Here is a 26640-nt window from a genome sequence, read left to right on the forward strand (position 1 = left end):
TTTATTGCTTAAAACCCAACAGGACACACACTATGGCTGCAACCGCAGGAATTCTCGTCGCCCCCCGTTTTCAAGCCTTTGACAAACTCGGTCGCCCTCTGATCGGTGGTCGTGTCGAAGCCTATCAAGCCGGCAGCAGCACCGTCGCGCTCGACACTTATAGCGACCCAGACCGACTCTTTAAAAATACATGGCCCGTCTTGCTGGATGATGCCGGCTCAGCCGCCATCTACATCAGCGGTGCGTACTACATCCGCATACTAGATGCCAACGGCGTTTTGATCGCCGAAGGTGATGGCATTGCCGATGCCTATAGCGTCGCCAAGAGTATCATCGACGGTTTAAGTGGCGGTTCAACCACCATCGAAAGTCGGGTTAGTGATTTGGAGTCCGAAGTTGATGACCTGCAAGACCAATACAACAACCAGAAAGACACCTTCGACGCATACAAAACCAGCAACAACACTGCGCTCACGACCTTGGGCACCAACCAGACCACCGCCTTGACCAATGCCATCAGCACCCAGAACAGCGCCATGCTTGCTGCCGTGGATGCGCTGCGTGTTGATATGAACAACAAGATTGCCGGACTCCAGATCAAAGTTGGCGGATTGTACTTCACCGAAAGCAATGCCAACCCCGCCAGCGACTTGGGCTATGGTTCATGGAGTCGCGTTGCCCAAGGCATGACCTTGGTCAGTCTCTCCACCAATCCGCTGGACCCTGCATGGACCAAATCCGTGGGCAGCACTTACGGTGAATACGCCCATGCACTCACCGCCGATGAAAACGGACCGCATAGTCACACCAACGGCGGCGTTGGAGCGCCAAACAGCCGAGCATGGTCCAACTCCTCAGCCGACCCAACACCGGGGGCAGGCAACACTGGTTCATCGGGCCTCGGCACCCCACACAACAACGTCCAGCCGTCCTATGTAGTCAACGTCTGGAAGCGCCAGTCTTAAGGGTTTTCAATAATATTGTTGATCCAAACCAAGCCCCGATTTTCGGGTTTTTTTTTTATGTGAGTACGTCCATGAGTATGCTTCCCCCGATCTACCGTGGTGATCCCTTTATCTATACCGGCACCTATAAACCGCAAGGCAATGTCGCGCCGATTACCAGTGACGTGCACTTAACTGCCAGCGTCTGTAGTCGGCATGGCACCACGCCGCTCACCCTGATCGTCAATCCCGACCAAGTCAACAACGTCGGTCAGTTCACCATCAGCTGCAGCGACACCCAGCACTGGCATGAGCAAGCGGTGTTGACGTTAAGCATCCAGATAGGCGGCGTGGTGAATCCGCCCGCCCGTGCAACCTTTCGCGTTTTGGAGGCGCTATGTCCAACATCGAATTGCAGATAAGTGAAACCGTTATCGCCTTACAAACTCAAAGTGGCACCGTGATTGATCTGGTTGCCGGTGCCGTGGTGGTTCTTGATCCCTCAAGCCTTGTTGACCCACTGGTGCTGAGTCGCATGTCTGCTATCTCAAGCGGACTTAGTATCGCCAGCAGTAGTGTTTCGACCATCAGCAGTGGCCTATCTACAGTGGCACCCACCGTGAGCAACACCAGCAGTATCCTGTCTGCCGTGAGCAGTGGATTCAGTACCACTCGCAGTTCAGTGTCTGCTATCTCTAGTGGACTAACCACCACCAGCACAGCGGTGTCTACACTCTCGGTAGGCTTAAGCAACATCTCAACCAGCCTCAGTAATACCACATCAGCAGTGTCCGCCGTATCCAGTGGACTCAGCACCGCACGCTCTTCTGTCTCGGCGGTCAGTAGTGGACTCAGTAACGTGTCCACTGGCCTAAGCACCACAAGCAGTTCGGTATCGGCGATCAGTAGTAGCTTGAGCAATAGCACGAGTACCCTATCCGCAGTCAGTAGCGGGCTGAGCAGTACCATTGCTCAAGTGACGGTCTCGCTGAGCAATACCAATGCCGCAGGCGTTGCGATCAGTAGTGGATTGAGTGTCACTACCAGTTCCGTCTCCGCCATCAGCAGCTCACTCAGCATGGCCTATGACTCATTTGGGCTAGCGATCAATAACACCAACAGTGCCGTATCAACCATCTCATCAGGTCTCAGTATCACCACCAGTTCGGTGTCGGCAGTATCGAGTGGACTGGCTGCGCTAGGCAGCATGGCAACGCAAAATGCCAGTGCCGTGAACATCACAGGCGGCGCAATCACGACCACAGGCGGCGTCACGATTGATGCGGGAACAACGGGGACTCTGACTATCAAATCCGGCACCGCCGTAGAAACCAACTTCCTGATGCGGCGTATGGGTGCCAATGTCGATGAAGGACGGATTCAGATTCGCCATTTAGGCACCGCCGCCTTCGACATCCGCAGTTTGAATGACGCGGGCAGCGCTGCACATAGTGTCTTACGCGCGGAGCGCTCATCGGGCATCAGTTGGTCGATGTTGCAACTTCTGCCCGTCAGTGGTCAAGTCGTGGTCGGGGCAACTATGGTTCCCTCGGCTGATAAGTTTGGTGTCGTCGGGCGTGGTTACTTCTCGCAAGGCGTGACCTCTGTCGGCACGACCGACATTGACGGCACCACCAATGGCGGTGCCTTGATTTCCAATGCCACAACTGGACAAGCGCAATTGACCTTCGTCAAGAAAGGCGCGGCGGTGGATGAAAAGAACTTTGACTTTCTACTTGCACCTTCGGGGTCTTTCATCATCCGTACCGCCTCAGACAACTGGGCGAATGGCACTACCGAAGTCATGCGTGCCGTACGAGGTACGGGGATCAATGTCACCGCCTTACAAATCCTGCCCAGCATGGGGCAAGTGCTCTTGGGCACATCTGCCACAACGGGCAACGACAAATTGCGGGTGAGTGGCAGTGCATCTTTTTTATCCCCGACCAGTCTGGGCAAATACACCCTGTCTACCTTACCCAGTGCCGCCGCTTTCAACGGCTACCTAATCGACGTAACCGATGCGACTGGCGGAGCCAAAACCTGCCGCTCCAATGGCACGAACTGGCAAATCTTAAATACAACCACCACCGTGGCTTAAGGAATCTTATATGGCGATTTTAGAGCAAACCCGACCTTACGAAACCCTGATCCGACATCACGCCGACGGCACCGTCACCGCCCATCACCAGCAGATTTACGTACTGACCAAAGATGGCATCGTGATTGCGGAAAACATCTTTGATCCAGTCGCCTTATCCAGCGTGGACCTCAGTCAAACCTTGGGTGCCGCGACGGTTGCTGCGTTAGGGGAGAACGCTCAATTGAAAACTACACTCACCAATCTGCAAAACCAACTGGATGCCGCACAGGCGTTAGCGACTTCGCTACAGGAGCAAGTGAATCGATTGAGTGTGCCGGTGGTGGCGAATGCGGATGTGGCGGTAGAATCGGCTTAAATTTTTGGTCTGCTCATTTGGGGTCTACAAGTTTCCAGATCCATTGAAACTTGGAATGAACCTTCTCACCCGCTTTCATATCTTTGGGGACAGGGAATGTGCATGTTTCTACAAAGTTGATCACCGCTTGATCCAGATCTACATGACCACTTGAGTGCAGCACATTCACATCGGACATTTTGCCTTTTTCATTAATTTCGAGCTCAAGTTTGGTAATCCCTTCAGCACCACGACGTAATGCCAGAGAAGGATAGGTCATTTTCCCTGTACACATAGACTGAGTTTTTGCAAATATTTGGCTGTCTGGTGTCGGATCAATGGCAGTGGCTGGTGGAGGCGTTTCCGTCGCATATGCAGCAGAGATCACCAGCACAGGCAGAACAAGCCAGAAGATTGATTTCATCGTTTAAAAAAGATCAATTGGTAAGTGACTTAATCATATCGTAAAACACAAGCCATAGCCCTCCAGTGAGGGCTGGGCTGGCATTATTTCTTAGAGGGAGCGACTTTTGGTGCTTCAACAGGATCTGCTGGGTCAAGTTTCCAGACAAATTGGATTTTGGTATAAAACATTTCCCCCGCTTCAAGACCAGCAGGTCTGTCTACGGTACATGTTTCCAGAAAGTTGATACTTGCCTGATCGAGATCCACATGACCACTGGACTGAATCACATCCACATCGGAGATTCTCCCCTGACCATTAACTTCGAGAAACAAAGTCGTCTCACCTTCAGCTTCACGCCTAAGCGCAAGCAAGGGATAGGACAGTTTTCCCGTACAGGCTTTCAATCGGGTGTGATCCAGGAGAGGGGTAGAAGATGCTTTTAATATAGAAATAGGTGCTGGAAGACTAGTCGTCATCGCATGACTAGTGCCAGACAATAGCATCAATGAAAGAATGCCGCAGAAGATAGATTTCATATTCAAAAACAATGGCAAAAACAGTATTAATCATATCCCAAAACACATCCCAAAGCCCTCACCAGAGGGCTTTTTTTATGCCTGATTTTTATTCCGAAACTCAAAGGAGAACCCCATGCAAGACTATGAAAAAAATGGCCTCATGCTCATCGTGATCGGGGCTTTGATCGGCCTTGGCAAAGTGCTCGCCAGCAATGAAATCCTCACGCTGCGTCTGCTCATCGGTCGCACCTTACTCGGCTCAGGCTCATCGCTTGTTGCGGGTGCCATCGTCATGCAAATCCCCGACATCTCACCACTGGCTTTGGTCGGCATCGGTAGTGCCTTGGGGATTGCAGGGGCAAGCGTGATCGAAGCGTGGGTCAAGAAAAAGAGCGGAGTCAATCAATGAGCACCGTCAAAACACCTCCCAAGACACCGCTTAAAGCGCTCGTCCAAAGTCCCAAAACCATCGGAGCCAGCCTCGTGCTGGCCGGTGCGTCCTTGATTGCCTTGATCGCAGGGCACGAAGGCACACGCTACAAACCGTATCGCGACATCGCAGGCGTGCTGACCGTGTGTGAAGGCATCACGGGCGCTGGTGTCATCGCAGGAAAAACCTACACCCGCGCCGAGTGCGACGCCCTGATTCAAGAGCGTGTCCTGATTGCAGGTCGCGGTGTGCTGTCCTGCGTCAAGGCGCCCTTAAACCAGAATCAATATAACGCCTTTACAGATATCGCCTACAACATCGGTACTACGGCGTTTTGCAAAAGCAGCATCGTGACCCAGTTCAACCAGCGCAACTATGCAGAGGCTTGCAATCGGATAGCGCTGTATAACAAAGCGGGTGGGAAAGTGGTGCAGGGGTTGGTGACGAGGAGGGAGGCGGAGAGGAAACTTTGCATGTTGGCTCCGTCTTAAGGGAAACTTATTTTTTACAATAACCATCATTCCTTATGATGGTTATTTCCTGTTCTTCCGTAACATCCTGTACATCCTTCACCCACTTTATTTTCCAAAGAGTAAGCATTTATTCCTTTCATTGACTTAGGTTAGCTGGACTGGTATTTCTGAATCGATGTTTAAAAAGCATCCAATTCAATCCCTTCCAGATTAAGGCGAATCGTTATGTCATTGACTATTTACGAAGCACTGCGTCAGAGCCACGAAATTCAACGTGACCTTTATGCCAAATTACTGAAAACCCAAGGCGACAGTACCGAGCGTGATGAACTATTTACCAGTCTTAAAATTGAATTAGCCGCGCATGCCGCCGCCGAAGAAAGACACTTCCTCATCCCCTTACTCGTTCAAGACTCAGGAATCAACATCTCACGTCATGCCATCTCAGAGCATCATGAACTTGATGAATTGGTCGAAAAGCTCGAAGAAACCGACTATAGCAATACCGGCTGGCTGGCCAATGCCAAAGCACTGGCGGATGAAATCGAACATCATTTGGGAGAGGAAGAACATGGCTTCTTTCAGTTCTCAGGCAAGCTGCTTACTGACAAACAAAAAACCGATTTTGCCCAAGCGTATTTAACCGAGTACGACCGCTTAAAAGTGAAATTTGCTGAAGGCGCATAGACGCAATTTCCCAAAGCCACTTGATCCCCGCCCATAAAAAAAGCCATGTCTTGGGGACATGGCGGAAAATTCCTGTTCTCTGCTAGGGTGGGGGAACAGGATGAGTCATTCTAGTTCAATAAATGAGCGCCTAGCTATCCCAAATATTGAATACGGGTTATAAAGAAATCACGCGGATCGTGACGTATTACTCAACCGTCAGATGCTTATGGCTGCTACCTTCTTTCTTAGGTAACGTCAGCACCAGTACTCCTTGCTCATAAGACGCCTTCGCATGATCCGCATCGACATCCGTGGGCAGTGTAAAACTCCGCGATACCGAGCCATAGTAGCGCTCACTTTTCAGCAATTTTCCTTCCTGACGATCTTCATCATGCTGTGCAATCTCAGCTTGGATCGTCACCAGATTGCGATCAATCGCAATATCAATGTTCTCCTTGCTAACGCCAGGAATCTCCGCGTGAATTTCATATTTTTTATTCGTTTCTTTGACATCGACTTTGAACTGACCTGCCTCTGGCAGACCATCCCCATGCAGGGGTTTGACATAAAATGCAGGGGAAAAACCGCGAAAGAAATCATCAAAAATCCCATTGGATTTGGTGAGATGAGTATTCATGACCCACACTCCTCTATAGCAAAATTGAGGGCTTAGGTTCCATACTCAAGCAGGTTTGATGTGCCTCAATCCATGGGCTTGAGTACTTAACCTATCTATTAATGTGCGATGTTTTTGTCGATTTTCAAGGGGGAATTGGGGGCTTTCTGAAGATGTCTGTTTTCTTTGTTCACTCCACCCGAATGAACCCCATCACCACCCCGACCGCAATCAGAAAACACAGCACAATCATAACAAAGCTGCTTTTATGATAACCCTTAATCGACAGCACTGCAGTGATCAGGAGTGCGATGATTAGACCGATATACCAATATTCAGGAATCGACATATTGCTTCTTCCGAGAGGGAGGCATCGAACGTGCAAACGATGCTAAATCATAAGCAATTTACAGACCATATGGTTAGAACTTTCATGGATGAGTAAATCTCTCTTTGTTTGCGTGTTGCTGCTTATCCCTTAGTCCATCGCACTCCGCTATCCCAATAAACCATTCCCTCAAACTGCCCAAACGTCCGATTTGCTAAAAAAGATGTCCGATTGCAAAGCATCGATTTTTCAAGAGTGTGCTTAGATAAGACTGTCACTACGACAAAGCGCGGGTGCATTAAACATCCGTGATGAGATTTAACCAATAGAAATTTTTGCCCACTTTTTGGGCATGATCATTAGGCACCTTCTGTAACCCCATCCGCTTGAAAGACGCTCTGGAAACAGTGCGGTGCACCGACTTTGATCACCCAATAACACATGGCATATCTGTCTCACGCTTGATTAAAAAAGGATTCGTTATGGAAAAGTTGATTATCACAGCAGCTGTAAATGGCGGCATTACTCCCCGTTCAAAGAATCCTGCGGTGCCTTATAGCCCAGAGGAAATCGCCAATGCAGTCTACGAAGTGTGGAATGCGGGGGCAAGTGTTGCCCATATCCATGCGCGCAATCTGGACGGCAGCCCGTCCTATCAGCAAGAAATCTGGGGGGATATTGTTGAACGCGTGAGAGCCCGCTGCGACATCATCTTAAACCTCAGTACCTCTGGGCTAAACCTCCCTGTGGGTGCACCCAAAGATCAAGCTTGGAATCATCTGGTCTATCGTCCAGAAATCGCTTCTTATAACTGTGGCTCGGTGAATCACGGCAGCAAACCCTTTATCAATCCGCCTGCCTTAGCCATGGAACTGGCGGATGCGATCAATCACTACGGGGTTAAACCTGAGATCGAAATCTATCACTCGGGGGTGATCAATGAGGCTGAAACCCTGCATTTAAACGGTTATCTCAAATCACCGATGCTGTTTGCCTTTGCGATGGGTATACATGGCGGTGTGACCGCAACCTGTAAAAACTTGATCCATCTGATCGACAGCTTACCAGCAGGCAGTCTCTGGTCTGCGATCGGGATTGGCAAGGCACAGTTACCGATCAATGTGCATACCATCTTACTCGGTGGACATGCGCGGACGGGTCTGGAGGACAACATCTACTACAAAGCCGGAGAGCTTGCGACGGGCAATGCGCAATTGGTCGAACGCTTGGTGCGTCTCTCTCATGAATTGGATCGTCCGGTCGCATCAACTGCCGAAGCCCGACAAATGCTGGGTTTGGCGGCGTGATCCTGCATGAAGAAACCCCTTCAGCGCCTGCGTCGCTTACGCAAGAGCCGTGCGATCCGAGATTTACTGCGAGAGAGTCATTTCTCGTTGGCTGATTTAGTCCAACCTATTTTTATAGAGGAGGAGATCACTGAACCTGTACCGATACACAGTATGCCGGGCATCTTCAGATTGCCTGAGCAAGACATTGAACAAGAAGTCAAAGCCTTATATGCGTTAGGCATTCGCTGTGTCATGCCGTTTGGGGTGTCACATCGAAAAGACCATATCGGCAGCGACACCTGGAGTGAGACGGGGTTACTCGTCCGCATGATTCAAGCGATTAAACACAGTTGTCCAGAGATGATCGTCATTCCAGACATCTGCTTTTGTGAATACACCACCCACGGACACTGCGGGGTGGTGCTCAATGATCAGGTTTGTAATGACCTGACCCTTGAGAATCTGGTTAAGCAGAGTCTGGCTGCCGCAAAAGCGGGTGCTGACATGCTTGCGCCGTCGGGAATGATGGATGGTCAAGTCGCTGCGATTCGTGAGGCACTGGATATCGCAGGCTATCAGGATGTGGCGATCATGGCTCATGCCATCAAGTTTGCATCTGCCTTGTATGGTCCATTTCGGGCGGCTGTGGACAGCCAGATGACCGGAGATCGGCATAGTTACCAACTGGACTATGCCAATGCACGGCAAGCCATGCACGAGGCGGCTCTTGATGAATCTGAAGGCGCGGACATCCTGATAGTCAAACCGGGTATGTTTTATCTGGATGTGTTGAGTCGTTTGCGGGCTAAAACGCAATTACCACTGGCTGCTTATCAGGTGGGCGGGGAGTATGCCGCCATCAAATTTGCAGCACTGGCAAATGCGCTGGATGAGCGTAAAACCGTACTGGAATCCATCATCGCATTTAAACGTGCGGGGGCGGATGTAGTGATTACGTACTTTGCGAAAGACATCGCCACTTGGCATGTCGAATCTGAAGATCTTTAATCTTTAAAAAGGGGTCATATATGAACATTGCATCAGCAGTAGACACATTTCAAGACAGCATTGAGTTTCGTGGCGCGGATATCAAAGACAGCCGTGCTGTCGTGATCTTGCTCCATGGCCGACGTCAAAACGCCGACACCATTTATCAACTCGCCGAGAGAATCGGTCTTACTGATATCGCGTATATCCTGCCGCAGGCACCTGAACTGACGTGGTATCCGCGTGGCTTTATGCGTGAGGTTGATGACAATCAGCCGCACGTTTCCACGGCATTGGAGCGGATTGATCAAATCATTGCTGGATTGGTCAATCAAGGTATCCAGACCAGCAACATTTATCTCATGGGCTTCTCGCAAGGCGCTTGTATCGCCAGTCAATACCTGTGGGATAAACCGCAGCCCATCGGTGGTCTGATCGCATTGACGGGTGGTCTGTTTGGTCCTGAGGTTCAGCCAGCAATCACAGACGATCAATCCCTGGCTGGAACTCGTTTGTTATTTACGGGCGGTGAAGAGGACTCCTGGGTGCCTGTCGAGCGCATACGAGAGACTGCGGCATCGTTTGAAAAGCGGGGAGGACACGTTACGACTCAAATTTATAGCGGACGTGATCACTTGGTCTCTGATGACGAAATTGAACTGGTTAGAGCGTTATTAAGCGCCTAAAGATTCCATTCAATTGATCTTAATTTGTGCCATCCAACGGTTTGGATGATTGGAGAAAACGATGAGCAATGCCTATATTTGTGACTATATCCGTACTCCCATTGGTCGGTTTGGCGGAGGGTTATCCTCCATCCGTGCTGATGATCTGGCGGCAATTTCTTTAAAAGCGTTGCGTGAGCGAAACCCTTCAGTGGCTTGGGAGGAGGTCGATGATGTGATCTTGGGCTGTGCCAATCAAGCGGGCGAAGACAATCGTAACGTCGCGCGCATGGGGTTATTACTGGCAGGCTTTGACCAAAATGTGCCTGGTGTGACCGTGAACCGTCTCTGTGGTTCAGGTATGGACGCGATCAATCTGGCGGCACGATCCATCAAATCGGGTGAGACACAGCTCATCATCGCCGGCGGTGTCGAGTCGATGTCACGCGCACCTCTGGTGATGCCCAAAGCCGAGAGTGCCTTTTCCCGAAAAGCAGAGATTTATGACACCACCATTGGCTGGCGTTTTATCAATAAAAAAATGCATGCAGCCTATGGTACCGACTCGATGCCTGAAACGGGTGAGAATGTCGCATCACGTTTCAATGTCAGTCGCTCTGATCAGGACTTGTTCGCCCATAACAGTCAGCAAAAGTATGCTGCCGCAGCCGCAAACGGCTTCTTTAATGCGGAAATTATCCCTGTTGAAATTGCCCATAAAAAAGGGGCCATCGTCGTGAGTGCCGATGAGCATCCTCGTCAAACCTCCTTGGAAGCATTGGGTGAGTTGCCCACCCCATTTCGTAAAGATGGCACGGTTACGGCTGGTAATGCGTCAGGGGTCAATGATGGTTCTGCGGCATTGCTAATCGCCTCTGAAGCAGGTCTTGCCAAGCATCAACTCACCCCGCGCGCCCGTGTGATTGCCACTGCAAGTTCCGGTGTGGAACCGAGCATCATGGGGGTCGGGCCGATATCCGCAGTTCGCAAAGTACTGGCGCTGGCCAAGATTGGTCTAGACGACTTATCGGTGATTGAGTTGAATGAAGCCTTTGCTTCGCAGTCTTTGGCGGTGTTACGCGATTTGGGGATTGCCGATGATGATCCCCGCGTCAATCCCAATGGCGGAGCCATTGCTCTAGGGCATCCTTTGGGCATGAGTGGCGCACGGATTGTCGGCACGGCGGTAAATGAACTACATCGAACGCAGGGACGCTATGCACTATGCACCATGTGTGTTGGTGTGGGGCAGGGCATTGCCATGGTGATTGAGCGCTTATAACGTGAGCGCGCATAACCCGTGTCTTTCCCATTTTTTATAAAGCCGCCTGTTGAGAACTGAACATGTCAAATGCCGTGGTAGCTCAGGTGAAGACCAACTGGACTTATTTCAGTCTGGTTCTAGCCTCGACATTTCTGCAGGGGTCGTCCTTTGTGGCGACCAAAATTATGCTGACCTCGATGCCACCACTCTGGGTTGCTGCCATTCGGTTTTTTATTGCGGCACTGTCCTTGCTTCCGCTGGTGATTTATCGTCATATCAAAGACCCCGTTTCGCTGGTGGATATCCCGTGGTTAAAGCTGTTTGTGATCGGGCTATTTCAAACCGCGGGGGTGATGGCATTTTTAAATATCGGTTTGAGCTATACCACGCCCTCGACCGCGGCAATTTTGATGGCCAGCAATCCGTTGTTGGTGGTGATTTTGGCGACAGTGGTGCTGGGCGAGCGTGTCTCCTTTCGCGCGATTCTGGGATTGGTCGTCGCTTTTGTCGGCGTCGTGATTTGTATCGGCATTGGCGGTGCGCATTCGACTGGAATCGGCTGGGGAGAAATCCTTGTCGTCTTGGCCTCCTCTTGCTGGGCGATTGCCACGATTATCAATAAGAAATTCAACCTGCATCTTGATCCATGGGTGACGACCTTTTGGCAAATGCTTATGGGTTCTCTGGTACTGTTTGTCGTTGCGTTGTGGAGTCAGCAGCCATTTGCCTTGCCCACGACAGGAAGCCATTGGCTCGTCTTTCTGTGGCTGGCGATTCCCGCATCGACAGGTGCTATGGGCCTCTGGTTTGCGGCCCTAAAGATCGGCGGTGCCGTGCATACCAGTGGCTTCTTATTTTTATGCCCCTTGTTTTCCGCCATCATCACTTATTGTGCGCTCGGTACTGTCCTGTCCATGCAGGAACTGGTCGGTGGCATTCTAATTGGTGCAGGTATTTATGTCTTATCGCGTTATCGCTAGGATGTAGTCGTTCGGGATGTCTATCATGAGTCAAGTGTTTAGCCGCAAGGCCGTCACGTTTAATGCCAGCGGGATTGATCTTGTTGGTTGGCTCTATCAGCCGACACCGCTAGTGACAAGCCCAGTGATTGTGATGTCACATGGCTATGCTGCTGTGAAAGAGCTGTATCTGTCTCACTTTGCCGAATTCTTTGTTGCGACAGGTTTTGCCGTGTTGGTCTATGACTCAAGGAACTGCGGTGAGAGTGGCGGCTTGCCGCGCGGTGAGATTGACCCCATGCAACAAGTCAATGATGCACGGGATGCCATCACTTGGCTGCAATTACAGCCCGACATCGATCCGCATCGTATTGGTGTCTGGGGATCGAGTTTCAGTGGCGGGCATGCCATCGTCCTTGCCGCACTGGATAAGCGCGTGCGCTGTGTAGTGGCGCAAGTACCCACGATGGATGGCTATGAATCCTTTCTCAGACGCAATCCGCCGCATCGGATTCGACAATTACGAGAAACCTTCGTGCAGGATCGGATCGATCGCTATCAGGGACACGAACCTAAACGCTGTGTGCTCATTCCTGAAGCGGACAGCGCGGGGATTTATAATGGCGAGGATGCCGTTGCCTTCTATGCTCGCAGCCGTGAGTTTTATCCGCACTGGGACAATTCTGTGACTCTGCGTTCGGTCGAGTTGGCCAGTGAGTATGAACCGCAGAGTTATATCGATCGGCTGGGTACTATCCCAGTGCTGATGATTGTTGCGGAGGATGATGATGTCACGCCGACCGACTTAGCTCTTGCCGCCTATGCCAAGATCAAAGGACCTAAACGATTAAGTTTGGTGGCGGGCGGACATTTTGATTTGTATGTTAATCATTTTGACCATGCCTCACATGAGGCCTGTACTTGGTTTAAGAAGCATTTATAACTTCGAGGCTGTTGGACGCGGTGGCTGGTGGTGATTTTTTTGAGACAGGCTGAGCAACAGCAGACTGACGATTGGCCCAAGCGATATAGTCCGTCGGGGTTTTGCCCATGATTTTTTTAAACATGACGGTAAAGGTACTCTGTGAACTGTAGCCTAACTGATGGGCAATTTCAGACATTGGCTTGCCCGCCATCAAACTCGGAATGGCATGCACGATTCGGAGCTGCTGGCGCCAGAGGCTAAACGTAGTATTCAACTCTTGCTTAAACAAACGTGACAGTGTTCGAGTGGTTGCGCCGACCTGAGAAGACCACTCCTCCAAAGAGTGATTATCGGAAGGGTTAATAATCAGGATATGGCACAAATCCTGTAGTCGCTTATCCATAGAGGGTGCTGGCGTCAGCAGGGAAATGCCTTTGGTCCACTGTAACTCTTCAACCAGCAGATCTATGGTTTTCCACTCCACACTCTGTGGGCTGTATTCGATGGGGAACGAGGCAGCACGGATCAGTAACTCATGTAAAAGACTGGAGACTTCGACCCCGCATGGTTCCGTTGGAAATGCTTTGTTCCAGTGCTGGGTATCGACGAAGAGGGTATTGAGATCGACGTTGGTTTTTGTAGTCATCTTATGCGGGGTATATGCGGGAATCCAAACACCAAATCGCGGCGGGATCAGCCACAGTTCATCTTTCGTCGAGAGTTCCATGATTCCGGAGGTCGCGTAGATCAGTTGTCCGCGTTCATGTTGATGCAAGTCCACCTGATGTCTGGCTTGGTAGCTTTTCGGCATGACCGAAGCGGGGCATTCGAGGTGTTGATAGTCGTGAGGATTTTTACTTTTTTCAACCATAGCGCAATCTAGTTTCATTGGTGCTGTAGAGAAGAGAGTGGACATCAGTTCATATGCTCAGGGACATCATATGAAAGCATAAGCAATTTGCAGACCAAATGGTAAGAATTTTTAGCAGTGAATGACTCAGTGAGAGGCGGGGGTTCTTTAAGTCTTCCTCCGGACACTCAAATAATAATGCCACAAGATCATCGCCGCGATGGTGCGACTGGGCTGCCAGTCTTGCGTGATTGTCAGCAGCGCTTCACGGGGCGTCACTTTAGGCAGTCCCTTGATCGTCTTGAGTGCGTTCACCGCCGCCAGATCGCCCAGCGGAAACAGATTCGTACGCCTTAAAACAAACATTAGATAAACATCCACCGTCCAGTCGCCGATTCCTTTTAACCCGCACAAGATCGTGCGGACTTCGTCATTCGGTAGTGTCTCAAGTGCGATCAAATCTAACTGTTTGGTGATTAGCGCTTGAGCTAGCCCCCGCACATAAGTGGTCTTCTGTCGGCTGAAATAACAGGCTTTTAATTCGTCATCACTTAATGCAAGCACCCGTTCTGGCGTCACTTCACCAATCCGCGAGCGTAATTGATTGAGCGCTGCAAGGGCTGAGGCGAGCGACACCTGCTGCTCAAGGATGATATGGACCAGCGTTTCAAAACTGTTGCTGCGGGTCCACATAGGTGGATAGCCATAGCTCTGGATGATTCGCTCTAAGTCCGCATCGCGCGCTGCGAGTTCATCACACAGCATCTGGAAATTGTCAGTGGAAAACGTTGCATGCATAGGGTCATTGCTTACTTATTTTTGTACAATCGTATCCTAAATGCCTGATCAGGACGTCATGAACATCCTGATCAGGTTTCTGCCATTAAACGAGGCAGGCTTGTCCATCGGTGAGTGCTTCGAGCTGTTTATCAATCTCAATGATTTTATGTTTAAGCTCGCGTTGCTCTTCATTGACCGGACGGTACATTTCCACCGCCAAACCAATGTTTTCAGTTAAGCCCGTCTCTTGATCAAAGAACTGTTTGTTCTTTGGACGGAACGGCACCGACCAGTGTTGTGTTGCTGTTGAGAACATCAACTCGGCATCGAGTTCACAACGTTTACGGATGAGTTTCCGAATTTCAGGTGTCATCTTATCCCTCCCCAAGGATCAATTTTGACCATAAAAAAATAGCCTTCTCGCATCATGCTTAGGCTTACGTATTGTCGATCATAATTGTGAGGGAAATTTGAATTTTTGGAAAAAACAATAATTTATTAAATTATTGTTTTATATGGTAAATATATTTTTAATAAATTTTGTGTGTAGATCATGTGGAAGCAAATGGTCAAAAATGGTCAGGGTCAGACATAATGCTTTTGCATTCTTTGGCCCGAGGCCATTTGCTTGAGTTTGCCATAAAAAAAAGCCCGCAGTTGGGGTATCTGCGGGCATCAAGAGAGATCTTGTTTAAATGTCAAAAAAACAAGACAAGAGAATTTAAGCACATCGCGGGATGTTTGGAATTTGTATTTGACCGAGTGGTATCTTTTTTCAGACGAAAAAAAGCCTACGTTTTGGGTCGTAGGCGAATTCCTGCTCGCTAGGGTAAGTGGCAGGACCCACGGATTTAAACATAAAAGCAACAACTCACCAACATAAATAGACTGAATGGTAGTTTTTTCGGATGAAAAAAATTCTTGTAAGCTAAAACGTCGATATGGGCTTTATAAAGTGCCAATTTACGCAAATTTTTCAATCATCATTAAATTTTTGATTTAAAAAAATGATTGTTTATATTAACTTATAGACAGACAGGTCTGTATTTTTATTGAATTGATGAAGGAGCATTGCTTTCGGATAAAAGATGTCCTAGATTTGGCACTGCATAGAAAAATTTCTATGCGCATCGTAAACGATTACGGAATAGAAAAAGAATCGATTAAAGTCGATAAAGAAAAATCAAGGAAGTGTATTTAAAAAAGGGAATGTCGTTATGAATATGATGAAACGTCGTGTGTGCATGGGTTCTACTACTGCCATGCGAACGCGTGTGATCCAACCTATTGTCGCTGACATCAAGGGGGTCATCACCTCCGATGGTGCTGTCGATTTCGCTATCATCTGATTTAAGAGTCGTCCTTGTAGAAGGCATGGCTTAAACCGCATGCCTTGTCTAAAGGTCTCTATGCGGGTCGCTTAGTGTAGAGATCTTTTTTAGAACTCATTTCAATCGCGTATCAAGATCATCACTGGATCGTACTGTCGTAAATCAGTGGCTTAAACCCTGTTGCCACCCTGCATGATCAACACTTCTGTCCATTATTCGTACCTGTTCAAAATCGCCAGAACTCAAGCCGCCGCAGTCTATAGTTGAGACTTTTTGCACCAACTTTCCTGAGTTTTAGTGATTTAAGAGTACTTGGTTTTGCCTAATGACATCATTCACAGTCACGGATGAGCAGATATGTAAGAATTGATGTCAATTTCTGAATGATTGTGCAAACAGTTTCCGAAGATCCTGAGTGAATACAAAATGATGCTATGGCAAGTGTAGATCATTTTGTTCGTCTGAAAAGCCAAAAGTGTAGAACAAATAACTGGCAAAAAATTATCAAATTTGATACAAGAGTGCTACAAGCTAGGCGCATAACGAGCTAAGGATTTGCTGCGCGCGATTCAAAAAAAATGAATGTTAATTATTTAGAACAATAAGCGTCAATGAGAGAATCTTAAAAAACCGTGCTTTAACAATGTGCTGGATTTTTTTTCTTGCACATCAACAATGCAATACACTTTTATTAGGGGATGAATAATGCCAACAACACAAACGTGGAATGGGTCGGGTGGGGATGGAGATTGGGGGAATAGTGCAAACTGGTCTACGGGTACACTGCCCAGTACTTTAGATGGTGTAGTTTTTAACGGTGGTCCTGCCGCGACACTGACTCCTTCATCTGGTTCGGTCAACATTGCAAGCCTTTCACTAAATGCAGCATCCGCATCATTAACCATTCAAGGTGGTCTGACCGTAGGTGGTGCCCATTTGAATATGGTGCCCAACACCATCTCAAACCAAGGCACATTGATTGTTGACGGTGGTAGTTTGACCGCAGGTCAGTATGTGACTTCGGCAACAGGTAATGTTCAACTTACCAACGGTGGTACCTATCTCTGGCAGGGCACAGGCGTATCGACCCAAACTATCGATATGGGTGACAGCATCAACGACACATTTGCGTTCACCCAGCAGTTTGGTGGCACGATTCAAAACTTCCATTCCGGTCAATTCATCTCCTATAGCGGTGGCGTAAATTCGGTTACTGTCGGCAATAATGCCGTGACGTTTAATGCCTCAAACGGACAGACCTACACCATCAACCTGACGGGCAATTATGACTCCAGCAACCTCATCGTCAGTGGCAATAGCGTTTATACCACTGTGGCGGTGTGCTATGCCTCGGGTACACTGATTCGCACTGCGCGTGGCGATGTCCCTGTCGAAACCCTACGTGTTGGTGATCTGGCAATTACGGCTTCTGGCGTACCTCAACCCATCGTTTGGTTGGGTACACGGTCCATGACGTTTGATCACAGCAGTGGTCAAAACTATGACAATGCATCACCGATTCGAGTGCAAGCGGGCGCCTTCGGTCATGATTTGCCTTATGCTGATCTGTGGCTTTCTCCTGCACATTCGGTTGGCTTGAACCTTGTTGAAGACATCTTTATTCCGGCCTTTTGCCTGACCAATGGCACGAGCGTGCGTCAGATGGATGTCGATCAAGTGACCTACTGGCATGTTGAGTTAGAAAACCATGACGCGTTAATTGCCAATGGCCTTGCTGCGGAAAGCTATTTCGACTGTGGTAACCGCGACTGGTTCCAATCCGGCACGGATGTTGACCCTGATCAAAAACCGGGTAACCTTGAGACCGACTATGGTCGTCCTGTGGTGATGGGCGGTGTGGTCTTGGATGCAGTGCGTGCGCAATTACGCAAACGTGCTGAGAAATTGGGCTGGGTCACCACTCGCGATCAGGATCTGCATCTGCTGGTCAATGGCAAACGTATTGACGGCGTGATTACTGGCAATGTTGCCGAGTTCCAGATTCCTGCGCATGCGCAGAATGTCAAACTGATGTCCAACATCTTTACCCCAGCGGATCATCTCGTTACTGGTGGTGATAAGCGTAAACTGGGCGTGTTTATCAACAAACTGCATTTTGATGGTATCCGGGTCAATAAAGAAGTTGCCGTGGATGACCCGCGCTTGAACGCAGGTTTCTACCCAACCGAAGTCGCTGCAGACGGCACCGCTCAACGCTGGACCAATGGCTGCTTATCGCTACCAGAATCACTGTGGTCACGCAATGAAAGACACCTGACAGTATTGCGCGTCAGCTTTACGCCGATCGGCCCACGCTGGGTGTTGTCAGAAGAAGCGCAGCAGAAAGCGCAGGCGAATGGTGCATTGCGCTCAGTCGCTTAAATTTTTTCAACCAGCAATAAAAAAACGGGGAAAATATTTTTCCCCGTTTTTTTAAGCCTCCACCCACTCCTGCTTTACCAACTCCTCCCGCCAGCGCGCCAAGAGCGGCGTATGATCGATCTGTGAGGGATGAAAACTCTCTTTATAAAAAGCCAGATACTCAGGCAGCAAACTGACCATCATGTGCGCAAGCGTCCCCACACCTTGTAGATTCGCCCAGATTTGTTTTACGCTACCCAGACTCCGCTTGCGATCCTGCCATAACAAATAGTTCGTCATCGCAATATTATTAATAATAAAACCCATACTGATTGTACGCATACTGCGGCGGCGCTGGGGCAGATTATTAAACACCGTCTGATAGACATCAAAGGCCACATGCTTATGCTCAATCTCTTCCACGGCATGCCAGATCCACAAGGACGCCATATTAGGGGGTAACTGCTGCACCAGCTTGGGATGAGTCAGCATATAACCGGCAATCATTGCCGTGAAATGCTCCAGCGCCACCGTCGCCGCCAACTGACGCCGCTTGGACAAGGTACGCAAACGCGCCATTTCTTTATCAACTTGCGCATCGAAGCGCTTTAAATGATAGCTTGCAGATTGAATTCCATTATTGAATTGATCATGCGCCTTGGCATGCATCGACTCCTGCCCGATAAAGGCGGCAATATCAGCCTTTAAACTCGGATCTTTGATCTCGGCACGCACATTCTTGATCGTATCGACAAAGAACATCTCCCCGCGCGGAAACGACATCGACAGCGCCGTCAGAAAATGCGAAATCAGTGGTGACTTGGAGTACTGCTGACTCAGATCCTTTGCAGCAAAGCGCGTCTTACGAATCGTGATGGTCTTCGACTTCGCCCGTGAGCGCGGAGTCAGCGCCACTTTGGTGACCGTTGTCGGGTTGGTGATATCTGTCGATGCCGCTTGATTCATGGTTGTATTCCCAAGGTGATAGAGGTCATCTGCATAGCCACTCATTGAATCTCGATTGGACCTGCATCGGGGAGGCTAGAGACAAAGTCATAGCCCATCAACTGCGACGGCGTAAAGTAGCCACCAGCGCGCCCAGCTTCCTTCAACGCTACAGTCGTGGTGTCACTGGCGCTCTCTTGCAGTAAATGACTGACAATCGCCAGCGCCCCATACACCGTCACATCATAGACATTGCCCATCTTCAGACGTGCCGTTTTCTTCTCGCCTTGCGCATTACTGGACTCTCCCCAGACATAGGTTGGCAGCCCCGCGCGTTTCTCGGTATCGGGTCCGGGCACCCGCTTCTCGATCTGGGCTTTGAGAAAATCAATTACCGCAGGCTTCTTCCATAGCCAATCCAGACGACTACCGGTGAGGCGTGCCGAAAGGGCAAAGACTTTGGGGACAGGAATATAGACACTGATATTGGGAATCTTGGTGCTCCAGAAGGCGGTAGAGACATCCCCCCATGGAATCGTCATCGCCGATTTCGGTCCGCGACCAAAATCGATATCGCGGATATCAAAGCCTTGCGGGACTTTTTTGAGGACGCCGTTTTCACGCACCATACCGCCCAGTTGCAGCCCTTCAACCGCCGTCTTTGCGGTGCCGGGTGACATGGGAGAGGCGGTTTTAAATGCCAATGCGAGATGCGTGGCATCAGGTTGAGCTGCCTTTAGAGCCGCCGCCACACAATCCGTTGGAATCACATCAAAGCCCACGCCGGGACAGATCACTGCACCCGCGCGTTTGGCTCTAGCATGCAGGCCTTGCGCATGCTCAAACACGGCAATCTCACCGGTGATATCCAGATAGTGGGTCTTGGCTTTGATACAACCTTCGATCAACAGTGCCGCAGTCGCCGCAAACGGTCCTGCACAGTTAAGCACTACACTCACATCTTTAAGCGCCGCTGCAACCGCCTTGGGGTCAGCCAGATCAAAGGCGCGAGCCGACAGATTCAACTCGGCTGCCAGCGACTCAAGCTTGGCGAGGGTACGTCCAGCAAGGACGGGCGTCAGACCTTGTTTCACCGCTTCACGGGCAATCAGTTCGCCGCTATAGCCGTTGGCACCATAGATTAACCAGACATTCTTCGCCATGTGACATTCCCCCGCGTAGTTGTTGTGAGTGTTGCTATTGGGTCAGGATCGATCACCTATTCTAAGCTTAAATTTGCGCTTGGGAACGGGTAAACGTGCGAATCGTGTCAGCCATTTCTATAGGACGACTTAAGGGTGCCCAATGTGCGGCATCAACCAGAGATTGACTGATCGTGGTTGCCCATTTCTGGCTATTCTCAAACAAATGCGGCGGTAGGAATGGATCACGGACAGCCAGTAGTAAGTGCACCGGCACCGCTGTTGTGCTTTGCTTGGCAAATAGCACCCGCTGCAATAGGTTCGCGCGATAGATGCCCAGATAACGAATCGCATCTCCTGCCACCCCTTCATTCGCGGTAAATGGGATATGCTCATACTGCTTGACCATCACCTTCATCATCAGCGTCCCTAAACCACTCAAAAACAACAGCTCAGGCAGGATCGGGAGGGTAAAGAAGGTCATCAGACTATTGCGCAAGAGCTGGATGCCTGCCTGCCAGAGATTACGTGGGGTGGGTTTCAGGAAGCGACGACGCAAATACAGACCCACTTGCTCAAGGCTGGGCGACATGGTGGTGAAGGATGCAATGCGGCGCACGCCTTCTGACTCATTGATCGCATTCCAGCCATAGATACCGCCCCAGTCATGCCCGATCAGATGTACCTTTTGATTCGGACTTACCGCATCAATCACTGCATACAGATCGGCAATCAATGGCTCAAACCTATAGTGCTTATAGCCGCGGATATGGGTGGACTCGGCACACCCCCGCATATCAAATGCCACCACATAGAAGTCCTCTTGCAACTGTTGGGCGATCTTCTCCCAAAACAGTGCCCGATCCGGAAAACCATGGGCAAAGACCAATACCTCACGCGGCTGCTCGGGGGTCGGTTTGTCTCCCCACGTATAGATGGCAATCTTCACATCGGCGTTCTGGACAAATAAATCAGGCAGGTGCATTTTCGTGATCTCCAATAATTCTGCATATTTTGTAGAGTGATCTTTTAAAAGGTTTAGTTATGTTCACGCGTCGCTTGACCGTAAATTACGGTGATCAACGCAAGAAAGAGTAAGGCCCCGCCAAAGCCGACCGGAATCACAAAACCCTGACCCGCAGCGACATAATCAGGTGGTAGCGGCAGGAGGCTCATTGCCCCAAGCGTCAGGACATACAATGCCGAAAAGGGCAGCAGGCAAAGCATAAACACCAGACTTTCCTTCATCAGCGCGATCTGTTGACGTGCGTCTGCAATCAGATAAAACACACCAAAAAACACCAGTAGTGCGCCATCGACGCTATACATCGTACCGCCGGACAGCCAGATATTTTGGGTCGCAAGACCGATCTGCCAGCCGATGGACAGCGCCGCTGCACCACCGATGACCGCCAGTACCGCAGCGGCAATGCCGATACGAGAGGCTTGGGTGGAAATCTTTGTATTCGGCTGTTTTTGAAATAGATTTTTCAAGGTATAGAGTGCAAGCGGCAATGCGAAACCCACAGCCAGTACATAGACGGCTTTGGTCAGTGGCAGGGCGCTTAAGGTTAGTTTTTCATGCTGGATCAGACTGCTCGGGATGAGCTGCTCTGCAAAAGTCAGATTTGATAAGCCATCACCAATCAGGTAATAGCCGATATTGATGGCAAGGCTCAGCAAGGCCGCAAGATACAGAACGGGCAGGAGGGATATGTACGTTTTGCTGGCGGTGCTTACAATGGGTTGCAGCGGACGCTTACTCATTGGGCGCGCATACTGACGGTTAATCAAGATCAAGCCATAAGCGATCAACAGGCATTCAGGCAGCATCACTCCCATCGTCACCAGATTCAGTGTCTCCTGATCAATGCTGGGAAACAGAATGCCCAGAATCACCCAGTCCCAGCGCAGCAGCGGTGCGACCATGAGGCTGGCAAATGATAGCGCCATCCACGCCTGATGCTCATAGATGCGCTTGGCGCGCAGCGCACGGACTGCCATCGCAATCGAGATCAGCGACAACACGCCAAATATCCACAGCGCAATCCATGCCACCAGATGATCGTAGATATGATGCGGCGCAGTATTGACGAGGTAAATCAAGGATGCGATGACCGAGATCGGCACCGTTACGATATAGATCGCACCAATTGTGCGATGCGCCTTCATGTATTTTTTGCGGAAGTATGGCCAGAACTGCAAGCCGCCAAGCAGCATACAGAAGCTGCCTATGATGATATGCACCACCATCAACACCTTGTTGCTTTGCGGCATGACGGTGTAGTAGAGCCCTTGTTCTGGCAGCCTTGAATCCGTGATGTGTTGGGTCGAGGTGAGTTTGGAGATTCCCCAGAGTTCACTGCCCATGATTCGCATGTTTTCGGGTGTAGGATTGGCGCGCAAAGACTTGATAGCCTCTTCAGAGTATGCAGGGGTGAGATGACCCGTTGCGGCTTTCATAAAACGACCCGTGCCCTCATCCAGTGCAATTCCCCCCGCGATCATCATCATGATCATGATGACCAGAATAAAAACGAGGCTGGTCGCTTTGCCGATGAAGCGCACCGGCTTGCCCAATTGATTTGAATCCGCACTCATGAAAATTTCCCCGTAAAGCAGCCCGACTCAATGATGGATCGGATATATGTTTCAAGTGAGTTTAATTATAGAACGGACGCATACTAAGTACCTTTATAGAACTAAGTAAAGGTGAAATTATTCCATTCAGGTTGTTCGCAGTGAGCTTTTTTGCTAGGGATTCTTTATTAAGTAGATTATTTATTTATAGAATAAGGATTAGTTTTATTTAGAATTATTTGAAAATAAGTACTGTCAAAAATACAATAATTGCGACTAAACCAATGAATAAAAGCATCAGATAGCATAAACAATAAGCAATAGGCGCAGTCTGGCGATCAATCTTAGCGTTTCGAGTTGGGATCGAGCCTCCTGCTTCAAAGTTTTCAAGTAAGACTGCCAAATAAGCCAAGACCCCAATAATCAGACCAACCATAAATAAGTCACTGGCATGGCGGGGGGTGACTAATGAGATCAAGCAAATCGAGACTGCGGTTAAGGTCAGCCACAGGGCGGTTTTAGAGAGGAGACGTGAGGACATGCTGGCAAGTCCTGTGTTTAGCGTTGACTCATCATGACATATTCAAGAGCGGAGTTCACGGCTCACGTGAGCAGATTTATATGCTCATCACTTCACGGATATCTGTGGCGAGCGCTCTAACGCGTTCTTCTTCGGTATCCCACGAGCACATAAACCGTGCGCCGCCCTTGCCGATGAAGGTATAGAAGCGCCAGCCTTTGGCGGTGAGTGCAGCGATGGCTGGTTCAGAGAGTTGCAGGAACACACCGTTCGCCTCTACAGGGAACATTAGAGCAACGCCAGGAATATCCGCAACTAAGCTGCTCAGCAGTTGTGCGCAGTGGTTGGCGTGGTGGGCGTGTTTGAGCCAAGCATTATTTTCCAGTAAGCCGACCCAAGGCGCCGAGAGGAAGCGCATTTTAGACGCCAGTTGCCCAGCTTGTTTACAGCGATAATCGAAGTCTTCGGCCAAGTCGGGGTTAAAAAACAAGATGGCCTCACCCACGGCCATGCCATTCTTGGTGCCGCCAAAACACAATACATCGACGCCCACTTTCCAAGTCAGGTCGGCGGGCGAGCAGCCCAGAAATGCGCAGGCGTTGGAGAACCGTGCGCCGTCCATGTGCAGACTCAGACCAAGCTCTTTGCAGGTGACGCTGATGGCGCAAATTTCATCTAGGGTGTAGACGCTGCCGACTTCGGTGGCCTGAGTCAGCGTCACGACACGGGGTTTGGGGTAATGGATATCTTGGCGCTTGAGCGCGATCTCGCGGATGCTCTCAGGGGTCAGCTTGCCGTTTTCAGTGCGTGCGGTGAGTAGTTTAGAACCGTTGGAGAAAAATTCTGGTGCGCCGCATTCATCCGTTTCAACATGGGCCGTTTCTGAGCAGATCACGCTATGGTAGCTTTGGCACAATGACGACAAGGCGAGGGAGTTGGCTGCCGTACCGTTAAAGGCAAAAAACACTTCGCAGTTGGTTTCAAACAGTTTGCGAAAATCGTTGGCCGCACGAAAGGTCCATTCATCATCGCCATACGCGCGCTGATGACCGTGGTTGGCTTGTTCCATGGCTGCCCACGCTTCTGGGCAAATCCCCGAATAGTTGTCGCTGGCGAATTGTTGACTGTTGTCTGTCATGGTCTCGTCCTGTCGTCGATTTAGGCACGTACTTTAGCAAGGCAGTCGAATGTACACGAGTACCGTTTGATGTATATCGGTTATCAAACATTTACAGTCAATCCGATTTTGGTGGGGTGGAATGACGATTCACTTTCAACTTATCTGGATTACGCACCACATACAGATTGCTGATCTGCCCTGTAGAGCTAAAGGCGAAGGTCAATGCCATATTCACCTGATCCTGTTGATCGGTGCAGATAAAACCCGCTCCGTCATGAATCGTATCGCCACGCCATGAGAGCTGCGACCAGTTGCTAAACAGCAAACGCTCAAAGAAACGCAGTACCGCTTCTTTGCCAGCCAGCATTGCCACCGCGGACACCTTACCGCCGCCATCGGCTTGCAACTGGATATCCTCAGTGAGCAGTTGTGACAGTTGCTCTAAATTGCCAGTCTGCACCGCATGTTGAAACGCCGCCAGCAAAGCCTGCTGGCGATGCGAGGGGAGGGTCGTGATCTGGCTTTTCTCATTTGAGATATGCTGCCGTGCACGTGTGATCAACTGCCTGCAATACACCGCCGATATCTCAAGGATACGGGCGATCTCGGCATACGGTTGATCAAAGATCTCATAGAGCAGGTAAGCCGCACGCTCTTTAGGCGACAGCCGCTCAAGCAACAACATAAAGGCCGTGGACAGTGTCTCATCCGATTCCTGCTCCGCCGATAAGTCGTCACTGATTAAATGGGAGCCATAGGCCGATTCATAAAACGGCTCAGGCAACCACGTTCCGATATACTCGGTACGGGATTTATGCGCAGCGCGCAGCAGGTCGATACTCTGTCGCGTACAGACCGTCGTGAGCCATGCTCGCGGGTTATCAAGCTGGTCGATTGCGGTCTCTGACCACTTGATAAAGACATCCTGCACCACATCCTCGGCATCGCTAAACGAGCCGAGTATGCGGTAAGACAGACCAAGCAAAAATGATCGGCTGTCTTCAAAGGTTTGAAGATGTTTTTCTGGATATATAGGTCTGGTTTGCATCAGTGCTGGGAGATTTGCAGTCGATTCCATAGATTAATCAATCCGATGGTGACCGTTAAAGCAGAGATTTGTTCTTCGCTAAAATATTTCACCAATTCCTGACGCAGCGGTTCTAAATTCGCTTGGGTATTCACGACAGTCAGTGCTTCGGTCCATGCAAAGGCGGCTTTTTCTTGCGCGCTAAAGTCATCGCAATGACGCCAAACAATCAAACGGTCCAAGCGCTCTTGCGTCTCGCCATCTGCTTTGGCTTCGCTGATATGCATTTTTACGCAAAAGGCGCAGCCATTGATTTGCGATGCACGCAGCACCACCAGATGGTGCAACTTGCGCTCGATCAGTTTTAAGCCGTCCAACTTAACGTGCGCTTGGTAGAGCGCTTGAATTACGGACGGGTGGTTTTTGAGGGGGTCAATGGATAGGGAGGTGGTCATGGTCTTGCTCCGTAAGTTAGCCCTTTTTGAAATGAAACAGGGGATACTAACTTGACGATTCAGGACGGGGAGTTGTGACAAAGAAAGGAATATTTCTTATGAAATATTTTTAACTTACTGTTTTATATAAAAATATAAACTCAGAAAATCCAATGCTAATCTTCAGGGAAACTAGAAACCGTCACCGTCGGGCGTTCCTTCACAATAAAATCAAAAACCTCTACCGATGTCACAATCAACAGATGCTCAAATCCCAAATGATTATGCAGCTCACCAGCATCCTCATAGAAATCATTTAAGAAATACGAATGTGTAGAGAAGAAAAAGTTACCGCCGCCGCAATCATCCGGCAACGCACTTAACGTTCTTTGTCGATAACTTTCCGATCCAACCCGATAGGAAATTGGGCGCGGTGCAAACTCAACCACCACGCGATCCGTGGGATTAAGGCGGCTCGATGGGGAGTTATAGATTTTTTTGAAGTAGAGCTTCAAGGCACCGACCTGATTAATCTCGATAGAGACATAATCAAGTTCAGGCAAATCCTTGCCGAGCGGGAACCACGTCGCATATTGCTCTTTCATGATCTCACCTGACAGGCTTAGATGAACTGCGAGC

General features: G+C 49.7%; 30 protein-coding genes. 14 read left to right on the forward strand and 16 right to left on the reverse strand.

Going from position 1 to position 26640, the window contains the following annotated elements:
• The first annotated feature begins 32 nt into the window (after positions 1-32).
• The 4 genes from ACLHG7_RS06665 (at position 33) to ACLHG7_RS06680 (ending at position 3403) form a co-directional block, all read left to right on the forward strand.
• Positions 33-965 carry a phage baseplate protein gene (locus ACLHG7_RS06665; RefSeq protein ID WP_410210252.1) on the forward strand — a complete coding sequence of 311 codons (933 nt, stop codon included), beginning with the start codon at positions 33-35 and terminating at the stop codon, positions 963-965.
• A 71-nt stretch (positions 966-1036) separates the two neighbouring features.
• Entirely contained in the window at positions 1037-1366 is a 330-nt protein-coding gene (locus ACLHG7_RS06670; RefSeq protein WP_410210253.1) for a hypothetical protein, read from the forward strand.
• A complete protein-coding gene (locus tag ACLHG7_RS06675; RefSeq protein ID WP_410210254.1) occupies positions 1342-3045 on the forward strand; it encodes a hypothetical protein in 1704 nt (567 codons plus the stop codon). Before ACLHG7_RS06670 ends, ACLHG7_RS06675 begins: the two co-directional genes overlap by 25 nt.
• Before the next feature lie 10 nt (positions 3046-3055).
• Entirely contained in the window at positions 3056-3403 is a 348-nt protein-coding gene (locus tag ACLHG7_RS06680) for a hypothetical protein (RefSeq protein ID WP_410210255.1), read from the forward strand.
• A 13-nt stretch (positions 3404-3416) separates the two neighbouring features.
• Here ACLHG7_RS06680 and ACLHG7_RS06685 read toward each other — a convergent pair whose 3' ends face one another.
• On the reverse strand, positions 3417-3806 hold the full coding sequence (locus ACLHG7_RS06685) for an energy transducer TonB (protein WP_410210256.1): 390 nt from the start codon (positions 3804-3806) through the stop codon (positions 3417-3419).
• Between the two features lie 83 nt (positions 3807-3889).
• A complete protein-coding gene (locus ACLHG7_RS06690) occupies positions 3890-4324 on the reverse strand; it encodes an energy transducer TonB (RefSeq protein ID WP_410210257.1) in 435 nt (144 codons plus the stop codon).
• A gap of 115 nt (positions 4325-4439) precedes the next feature.
• Here ACLHG7_RS06690 and ACLHG7_RS06695 point away from each other — a divergent pair, with 115 nt between their 5' ends.
• From ACLHG7_RS06695 to ACLHG7_RS06705, 3 genes are all read left to right on the forward strand, one after another.
• On the forward strand, positions 4440-4715 hold the full coding sequence (locus ACLHG7_RS06695) for a holin (RefSeq protein ID WP_410210258.1): 276 nt from the start codon (positions 4440-4442) through the stop codon (positions 4713-4715).
• Positions 4712-5227 (forward strand): lysozyme, encoded by a 516-nt coding sequence (locus ACLHG7_RS06700; protein WP_410210259.1) that lies wholly within the window; start codon positions 4712-4714, stop codon positions 5225-5227. Before ACLHG7_RS06695 ends, ACLHG7_RS06700 begins: the two co-directional genes overlap by 4 nt.
• 207 nt (positions 5228-5434) lie before the next feature.
• Complete coding sequence (locus ACLHG7_RS06705) at positions 5435-5896, forward strand: hemerythrin domain-containing protein (RefSeq protein ID WP_410210260.1); 462 nt, start codon at positions 5435-5437, stop codon at positions 5894-5896.
• A 187-nt stretch (positions 5897-6083) separates the two neighbouring features.
• On the opposite strand, the gene ACLHG7_RS06710 is transcribed toward ACLHG7_RS06705, so the two are convergent.
• Together ACLHG7_RS06710 and ACLHG7_RS06715 are read right to left on the reverse strand one after the other, a co-directional pair.
• Positions 6084-6515, reverse strand: coding sequence for an Hsp20/alpha crystallin family protein (locus tag ACLHG7_RS06710; RefSeq protein WP_410210261.1), 432 nt, complete (start codon positions 6513-6515; stop codon positions 6084-6086).
• Between the two features lie 169 nt (positions 6516-6684).
• Complete coding sequence (locus ACLHG7_RS06715) at positions 6685-6843, reverse strand: hypothetical protein (protein ID WP_410210262.1); 159 nt, start codon at positions 6841-6843, stop codon at positions 6685-6687.
• Between the two features lie 461 nt (positions 6844-7304).
• Here ACLHG7_RS06715 and ACLHG7_RS06720 point away from each other — a divergent pair, with 461 nt between their 5' ends.
• From ACLHG7_RS06720 to ACLHG7_RS06745, 6 genes are all read left to right on the forward strand, one after another.
• Positions 7305-8129, forward strand: a complete 825-nt coding sequence (locus tag ACLHG7_RS06720) for a 3-keto-5-aminohexanoate cleavage protein (protein WP_410210263.1) — start codon at positions 7305-7307, stop codon at positions 8127-8129.
• 6 nt (positions 8130-8135) lie between these two features.
• Positions 8136-9119, forward strand: coding sequence for a porphobilinogen synthase (gene hemB, locus ACLHG7_RS06725; protein WP_410210264.1), 984 nt, complete (start codon positions 8136-8138; stop codon positions 9117-9119).
• 20 nt (positions 9120-9139) lie between these two features.
• Complete coding sequence (locus ACLHG7_RS06730; RefSeq protein ID WP_410210265.1) at positions 9140-9784, forward strand: alpha/beta hydrolase; 645 nt, start codon at positions 9140-9142, stop codon at positions 9782-9784.
• A 61-nt stretch (positions 9785-9845) separates the two neighbouring features.
• Positions 9846-11045, forward strand: coding sequence for a 3-oxoadipyl-CoA thiolase (gene pcaF, locus ACLHG7_RS06735; protein WP_410210266.1), 1200 nt, complete (start codon positions 9846-9848; stop codon positions 11043-11045).
• 62 nt (positions 11046-11107) lie between these two features.
• Complete coding sequence (locus tag ACLHG7_RS06740) at positions 11108-12007, forward strand: DMT family transporter (RefSeq protein ID WP_410210267.1); 900 nt, start codon at positions 11108-11110, stop codon at positions 12005-12007.
• Between the two features lie 25 nt (positions 12008-12032).
• Complete coding sequence (locus tag ACLHG7_RS06745) at positions 12033-12929, forward strand: alpha/beta hydrolase (RefSeq protein ID WP_410210268.1); 897 nt, start codon at positions 12033-12035, stop codon at positions 12927-12929.
• On the opposite strand, the gene ACLHG7_RS06750 is transcribed toward ACLHG7_RS06745, so the two are convergent.
• The 3 genes from ACLHG7_RS06750 to ACLHG7_RS06760 form a co-directional block, all read right to left on the reverse strand.
• Complete coding sequence (locus ACLHG7_RS06750; RefSeq protein ID WP_410210269.1) at positions 12913-13827, reverse strand: AraC family transcriptional regulator; 915 nt, start codon at positions 13825-13827, stop codon at positions 12913-12915. The two genes, ACLHG7_RS06745 and ACLHG7_RS06750, sit on opposite strands and share 17 nt — an antisense overlap.
• 102 nt (positions 13828-13929) lie before the next feature.
• Complete coding sequence (locus ACLHG7_RS06755) at positions 13930-14559, reverse strand: DNA-3-methyladenine glycosylase family protein (RefSeq protein ID WP_410210270.1); 630 nt, start codon at positions 14557-14559, stop codon at positions 13930-13932.
• Positions 14560-14644: 85 nt separating this feature from the next.
• A complete protein-coding gene (locus ACLHG7_RS06760; RefSeq protein WP_410210271.1) occupies positions 14645-14914 on the reverse strand; it encodes a hypothetical protein in 270 nt (89 codons plus the stop codon).
• A 1663-nt stretch (positions 14915-16577) separates the two neighbouring features.
• Here ACLHG7_RS06760 and ACLHG7_RS06765 point away from each other — a divergent pair.
• Positions 16578-18254: a Hint domain-containing protein gene (locus ACLHG7_RS06765; RefSeq protein WP_410210272.1), complete on the forward strand. Its 1677-nt coding sequence runs from the start codon at positions 16578-16580 to the stop codon at positions 18252-18254.
• A gap of 51 nt (positions 18255-18305) precedes the next feature.
• On the opposite strand, the gene ACLHG7_RS06770 is transcribed toward ACLHG7_RS06765, so the two are convergent.
• From ACLHG7_RS06770 to ACLHG7_RS06810, 9 genes are all read right to left on the reverse strand, one after another.
• A complete protein-coding gene (locus tag ACLHG7_RS06770; RefSeq protein WP_410210273.1) occupies positions 18306-19244 on the reverse strand; it encodes a metal-dependent hydrolase in 939 nt (312 codons plus the stop codon).
• Positions 19241-20341 carry a saccharopine dehydrogenase family protein gene (locus tag ACLHG7_RS06775; protein WP_410210274.1) on the reverse strand — a complete coding sequence of 367 codons (1101 nt, stop codon included), beginning with the start codon at positions 20339-20341 and terminating at the stop codon, positions 19241-19243. Before ACLHG7_RS06775 ends, ACLHG7_RS06770 begins: the two co-directional genes overlap by 4 nt.
• 67 nt (positions 20342-20408) lie before the next feature.
• Complete coding sequence (locus ACLHG7_RS06780; RefSeq protein ID WP_410210275.1) at positions 20409-21305, reverse strand: alpha/beta fold hydrolase; 897 nt, start codon at positions 21303-21305, stop codon at positions 20409-20411.
• A 53-nt stretch (positions 21306-21358) separates the two neighbouring features.
• A complete protein-coding gene (locus ACLHG7_RS06785; RefSeq protein WP_410210276.1) occupies positions 21359-22921 on the reverse strand; it encodes a DUF2306 domain-containing protein in 1563 nt (520 codons plus the stop codon).
• Between the two features lie 214 nt (positions 22922-23135).
• Complete coding sequence (locus ACLHG7_RS06790) at positions 23136-23441, reverse strand: hypothetical protein (protein WP_410210277.1); 306 nt, start codon at positions 23439-23441, stop codon at positions 23136-23138.
• A gap of 76 nt (positions 23442-23517) precedes the next feature.
• Positions 23518-24558, reverse strand: a complete 1041-nt coding sequence (locus ACLHG7_RS06795) for a threonine aldolase family protein (protein ID WP_410210278.1) — start codon at positions 24556-24558, stop codon at positions 23518-23520.
• A gap of 97 nt (positions 24559-24655) precedes the next feature.
• Positions 24656-25588 (reverse strand): RNA polymerase sigma factor SigJ, encoded by a 933-nt coding sequence (gene sigJ / locus ACLHG7_RS06800; RefSeq protein ID WP_410210397.1) that lies wholly within the window; start codon positions 25586-25588, stop codon positions 24656-24658.
• Positions 25588-26022 (reverse strand): carboxymuconolactone decarboxylase family protein, encoded by a 435-nt coding sequence (locus ACLHG7_RS06805; protein ID WP_410210279.1) that lies wholly within the window; start codon positions 26020-26022, stop codon positions 25588-25590. Before ACLHG7_RS06805 ends, sigJ begins: the two co-directional genes overlap by 1 nt.
• Before the next feature lie 155 nt (positions 26023-26177).
• On the reverse strand, positions 26178-26606 hold the full coding sequence (locus ACLHG7_RS06810) for a hypothetical protein (RefSeq protein ID WP_410210280.1): 429 nt from the start codon (positions 26604-26606) through the stop codon (positions 26178-26180).
• Positions 26607-26640 lie beyond the last annotated feature (34 nt).

Source organism: Aquirhabdus sp. (genome assembly GCF_046462495.1).
Classification (GTDB): domain Bacteria; phylum Pseudomonadota; class Gammaproteobacteria; order Pseudomonadales; family Moraxellaceae; genus Aquirhabdus.

Bases quoted from the DNA above. Each gene is read 5' to 3' on its own strand.
- ACLHG7_RS06765 (WP_410210272.1), top strand. From the start codon at position 16,578: ATGCCAACAACACAAACGTGGAATGGGTCGGGTGGGGATGGAGATTGG.
- ACLHG7_RS06715 (WP_410210262.1), bottom strand. From the start codon at position 6,843: ATGTCGATTCCTGAATATTGGTATATCGGTCTAATCATCGCACTCCTG.
- ACLHG7_RS06795 (WP_410210278.1), bottom strand. From the start codon at position 24,558: ATGACAGACAACAGTCAACAATTCGCCAGCGACAACTATTCGGGGATT.
- ACLHG7_RS06670 (WP_410210253.1), top strand. From the start codon at position 1,037: ATGAGTATGCTTCCCCCGATCTACCGTGGTGATCCCTTTATCTATACC.
- ACLHG7_RS06675 (WP_410210254.1), top strand. From the start codon at position 1,342: ATGTCCAACATCGAATTGCAGATAAGTGAAACCGTTATCGCCTTACAA.
- ACLHG7_RS06730 (WP_410210265.1), top strand. From the start codon at position 9,140: ATGAACATTGCATCAGCAGTAGACACATTTCAAGACAGCATTGAGTTT.
- ACLHG7_RS06690 (WP_410210257.1), bottom strand. From the start codon at position 4,324: ATGAAATCTATCTTCTGCGGCATTCTTTCATTGATGCTATTGTCTGGC.
- ACLHG7_RS06705 (WP_410210260.1), top strand. From the start codon at position 5,435: ATGTCATTGACTATTTACGAAGCACTGCGTCAGAGCCACGAAATTCAA.
- ACLHG7_RS06720 (WP_410210263.1), top strand. From the start codon at position 7,305: ATGGAAAAGTTGATTATCACAGCAGCTGTAAATGGCGGCATTACTCCC.
- ACLHG7_RS06665 (WP_410210252.1), top strand. From the start codon at position 33: ATGGCTGCAACCGCAGGAATTCTCGTCGCCCCCCGTTTTCAAGCCTTT.
- ACLHG7_RS06745 (WP_410210268.1), top strand. From the start codon at position 12,033: ATGAGTCAAGTGTTTAGCCGCAAGGCCGTCACGTTTAATGCCAGCGGG.
- ACLHG7_RS06700 (WP_410210259.1), top strand. From the start codon at position 4,712: ATGAGCACCGTCAAAACACCTCCCAAGACACCGCTTAAAGCGCTCGTC.
- pcaF (WP_410210266.1), top strand. From the start codon at position 9,846: ATGAGCAATGCCTATATTTGTGACTATATCCGTACTCCCATTGGTCGG.
- hemB (WP_410210264.1), top strand. From the start codon at position 8,136: ATGAAGAAACCCCTTCAGCGCCTGCGTCGCTTACGCAAGAGCCGTGCG.
- ACLHG7_RS06805 (WP_410210279.1), bottom strand. From the start codon at position 26,022: ATGACCACCTCCCTATCCATTGACCCCCTCAAAAACCACCCGTCCGTA.
- ACLHG7_RS06680 (WP_410210255.1), top strand. From the start codon at position 3,056: ATGGCGATTTTAGAGCAAACCCGACCTTACGAAACCCTGATCCGACAT.
- ACLHG7_RS06790 (WP_410210277.1), bottom strand. From the start codon at position 23,441: ATGTCCTCACGTCTCCTCTCTAAAACCGCCCTGTGGCTGACCTTAACC.
- ACLHG7_RS06685 (WP_410210256.1), bottom strand. From the start codon at position 3,806: ATGAAATCAATCTTCTGGCTTGTTCTGCCTGTGCTGGTGATCTCTGCT.
- sigJ (WP_410210397.1), bottom strand. From the start codon at position 25,588: ATGCAAACCAGACCTATATATCCAGAAAAACATCTTCAAACCTTTGAA.
- ACLHG7_RS06785 (WP_410210276.1), bottom strand. From the start codon at position 22,921: ATGAGTGCGGATTCAAATCAATTGGGCAAGCCGGTGCGCTTCATCGGC.
- ACLHG7_RS06775 (WP_410210274.1), bottom strand. From the start codon at position 20,341: ATGGCGAAGAATGTCTGGTTAATCTATGGTGCCAACGGCTATAGCGGC.
- ACLHG7_RS06750 (WP_410210269.1), bottom strand. From the start codon at position 13,827: ATGTCCACTCTCTTCTCTACAGCACCAATGAAACTAGATTGCGCTATG.
- ACLHG7_RS06755 (WP_410210270.1), bottom strand. From the start codon at position 14,559: ATGCATGCAACGTTTTCCACTGACAATTTCCAGATGCTGTGTGATGAA.
- ACLHG7_RS06760 (WP_410210271.1), bottom strand. From the start codon at position 14,914: ATGACACCTGAAATTCGGAAACTCATCCGTAAACGTTGTGAACTCGAT.
- ACLHG7_RS06770 (WP_410210273.1), bottom strand. From the start codon at position 19,244: ATGAGTGGCTATGCAGATGACCTCTATCACCTTGGGAATACAACCATG.
- ACLHG7_RS06810 (WP_410210280.1), bottom strand. From the start codon at position 26,606: ATGAAAGAGCAATATGCGACGTGGTTCCCGCTCGGCAAGGATTTGCCT.
- ACLHG7_RS06695 (WP_410210258.1), top strand. From the start codon at position 4,440: ATGCAAGACTATGAAAAAAATGGCCTCATGCTCATCGTGATCGGGGCT.
- ACLHG7_RS06740 (WP_410210267.1), top strand. From the start codon at position 11,108: ATGTCAAATGCCGTGGTAGCTCAGGTGAAGACCAACTGGACTTATTTC.
- ACLHG7_RS06710 (WP_410210261.1), bottom strand. From the start codon at position 6,515: ATGAATACTCATCTCACCAAATCCAATGGGATTTTTGATGATTTCTTT.
- ACLHG7_RS06780 (WP_410210275.1), bottom strand. From the start codon at position 21,305: ATGCACCTGCCTGATTTATTTGTCCAGAACGCCGATGTGAAGATTGCC.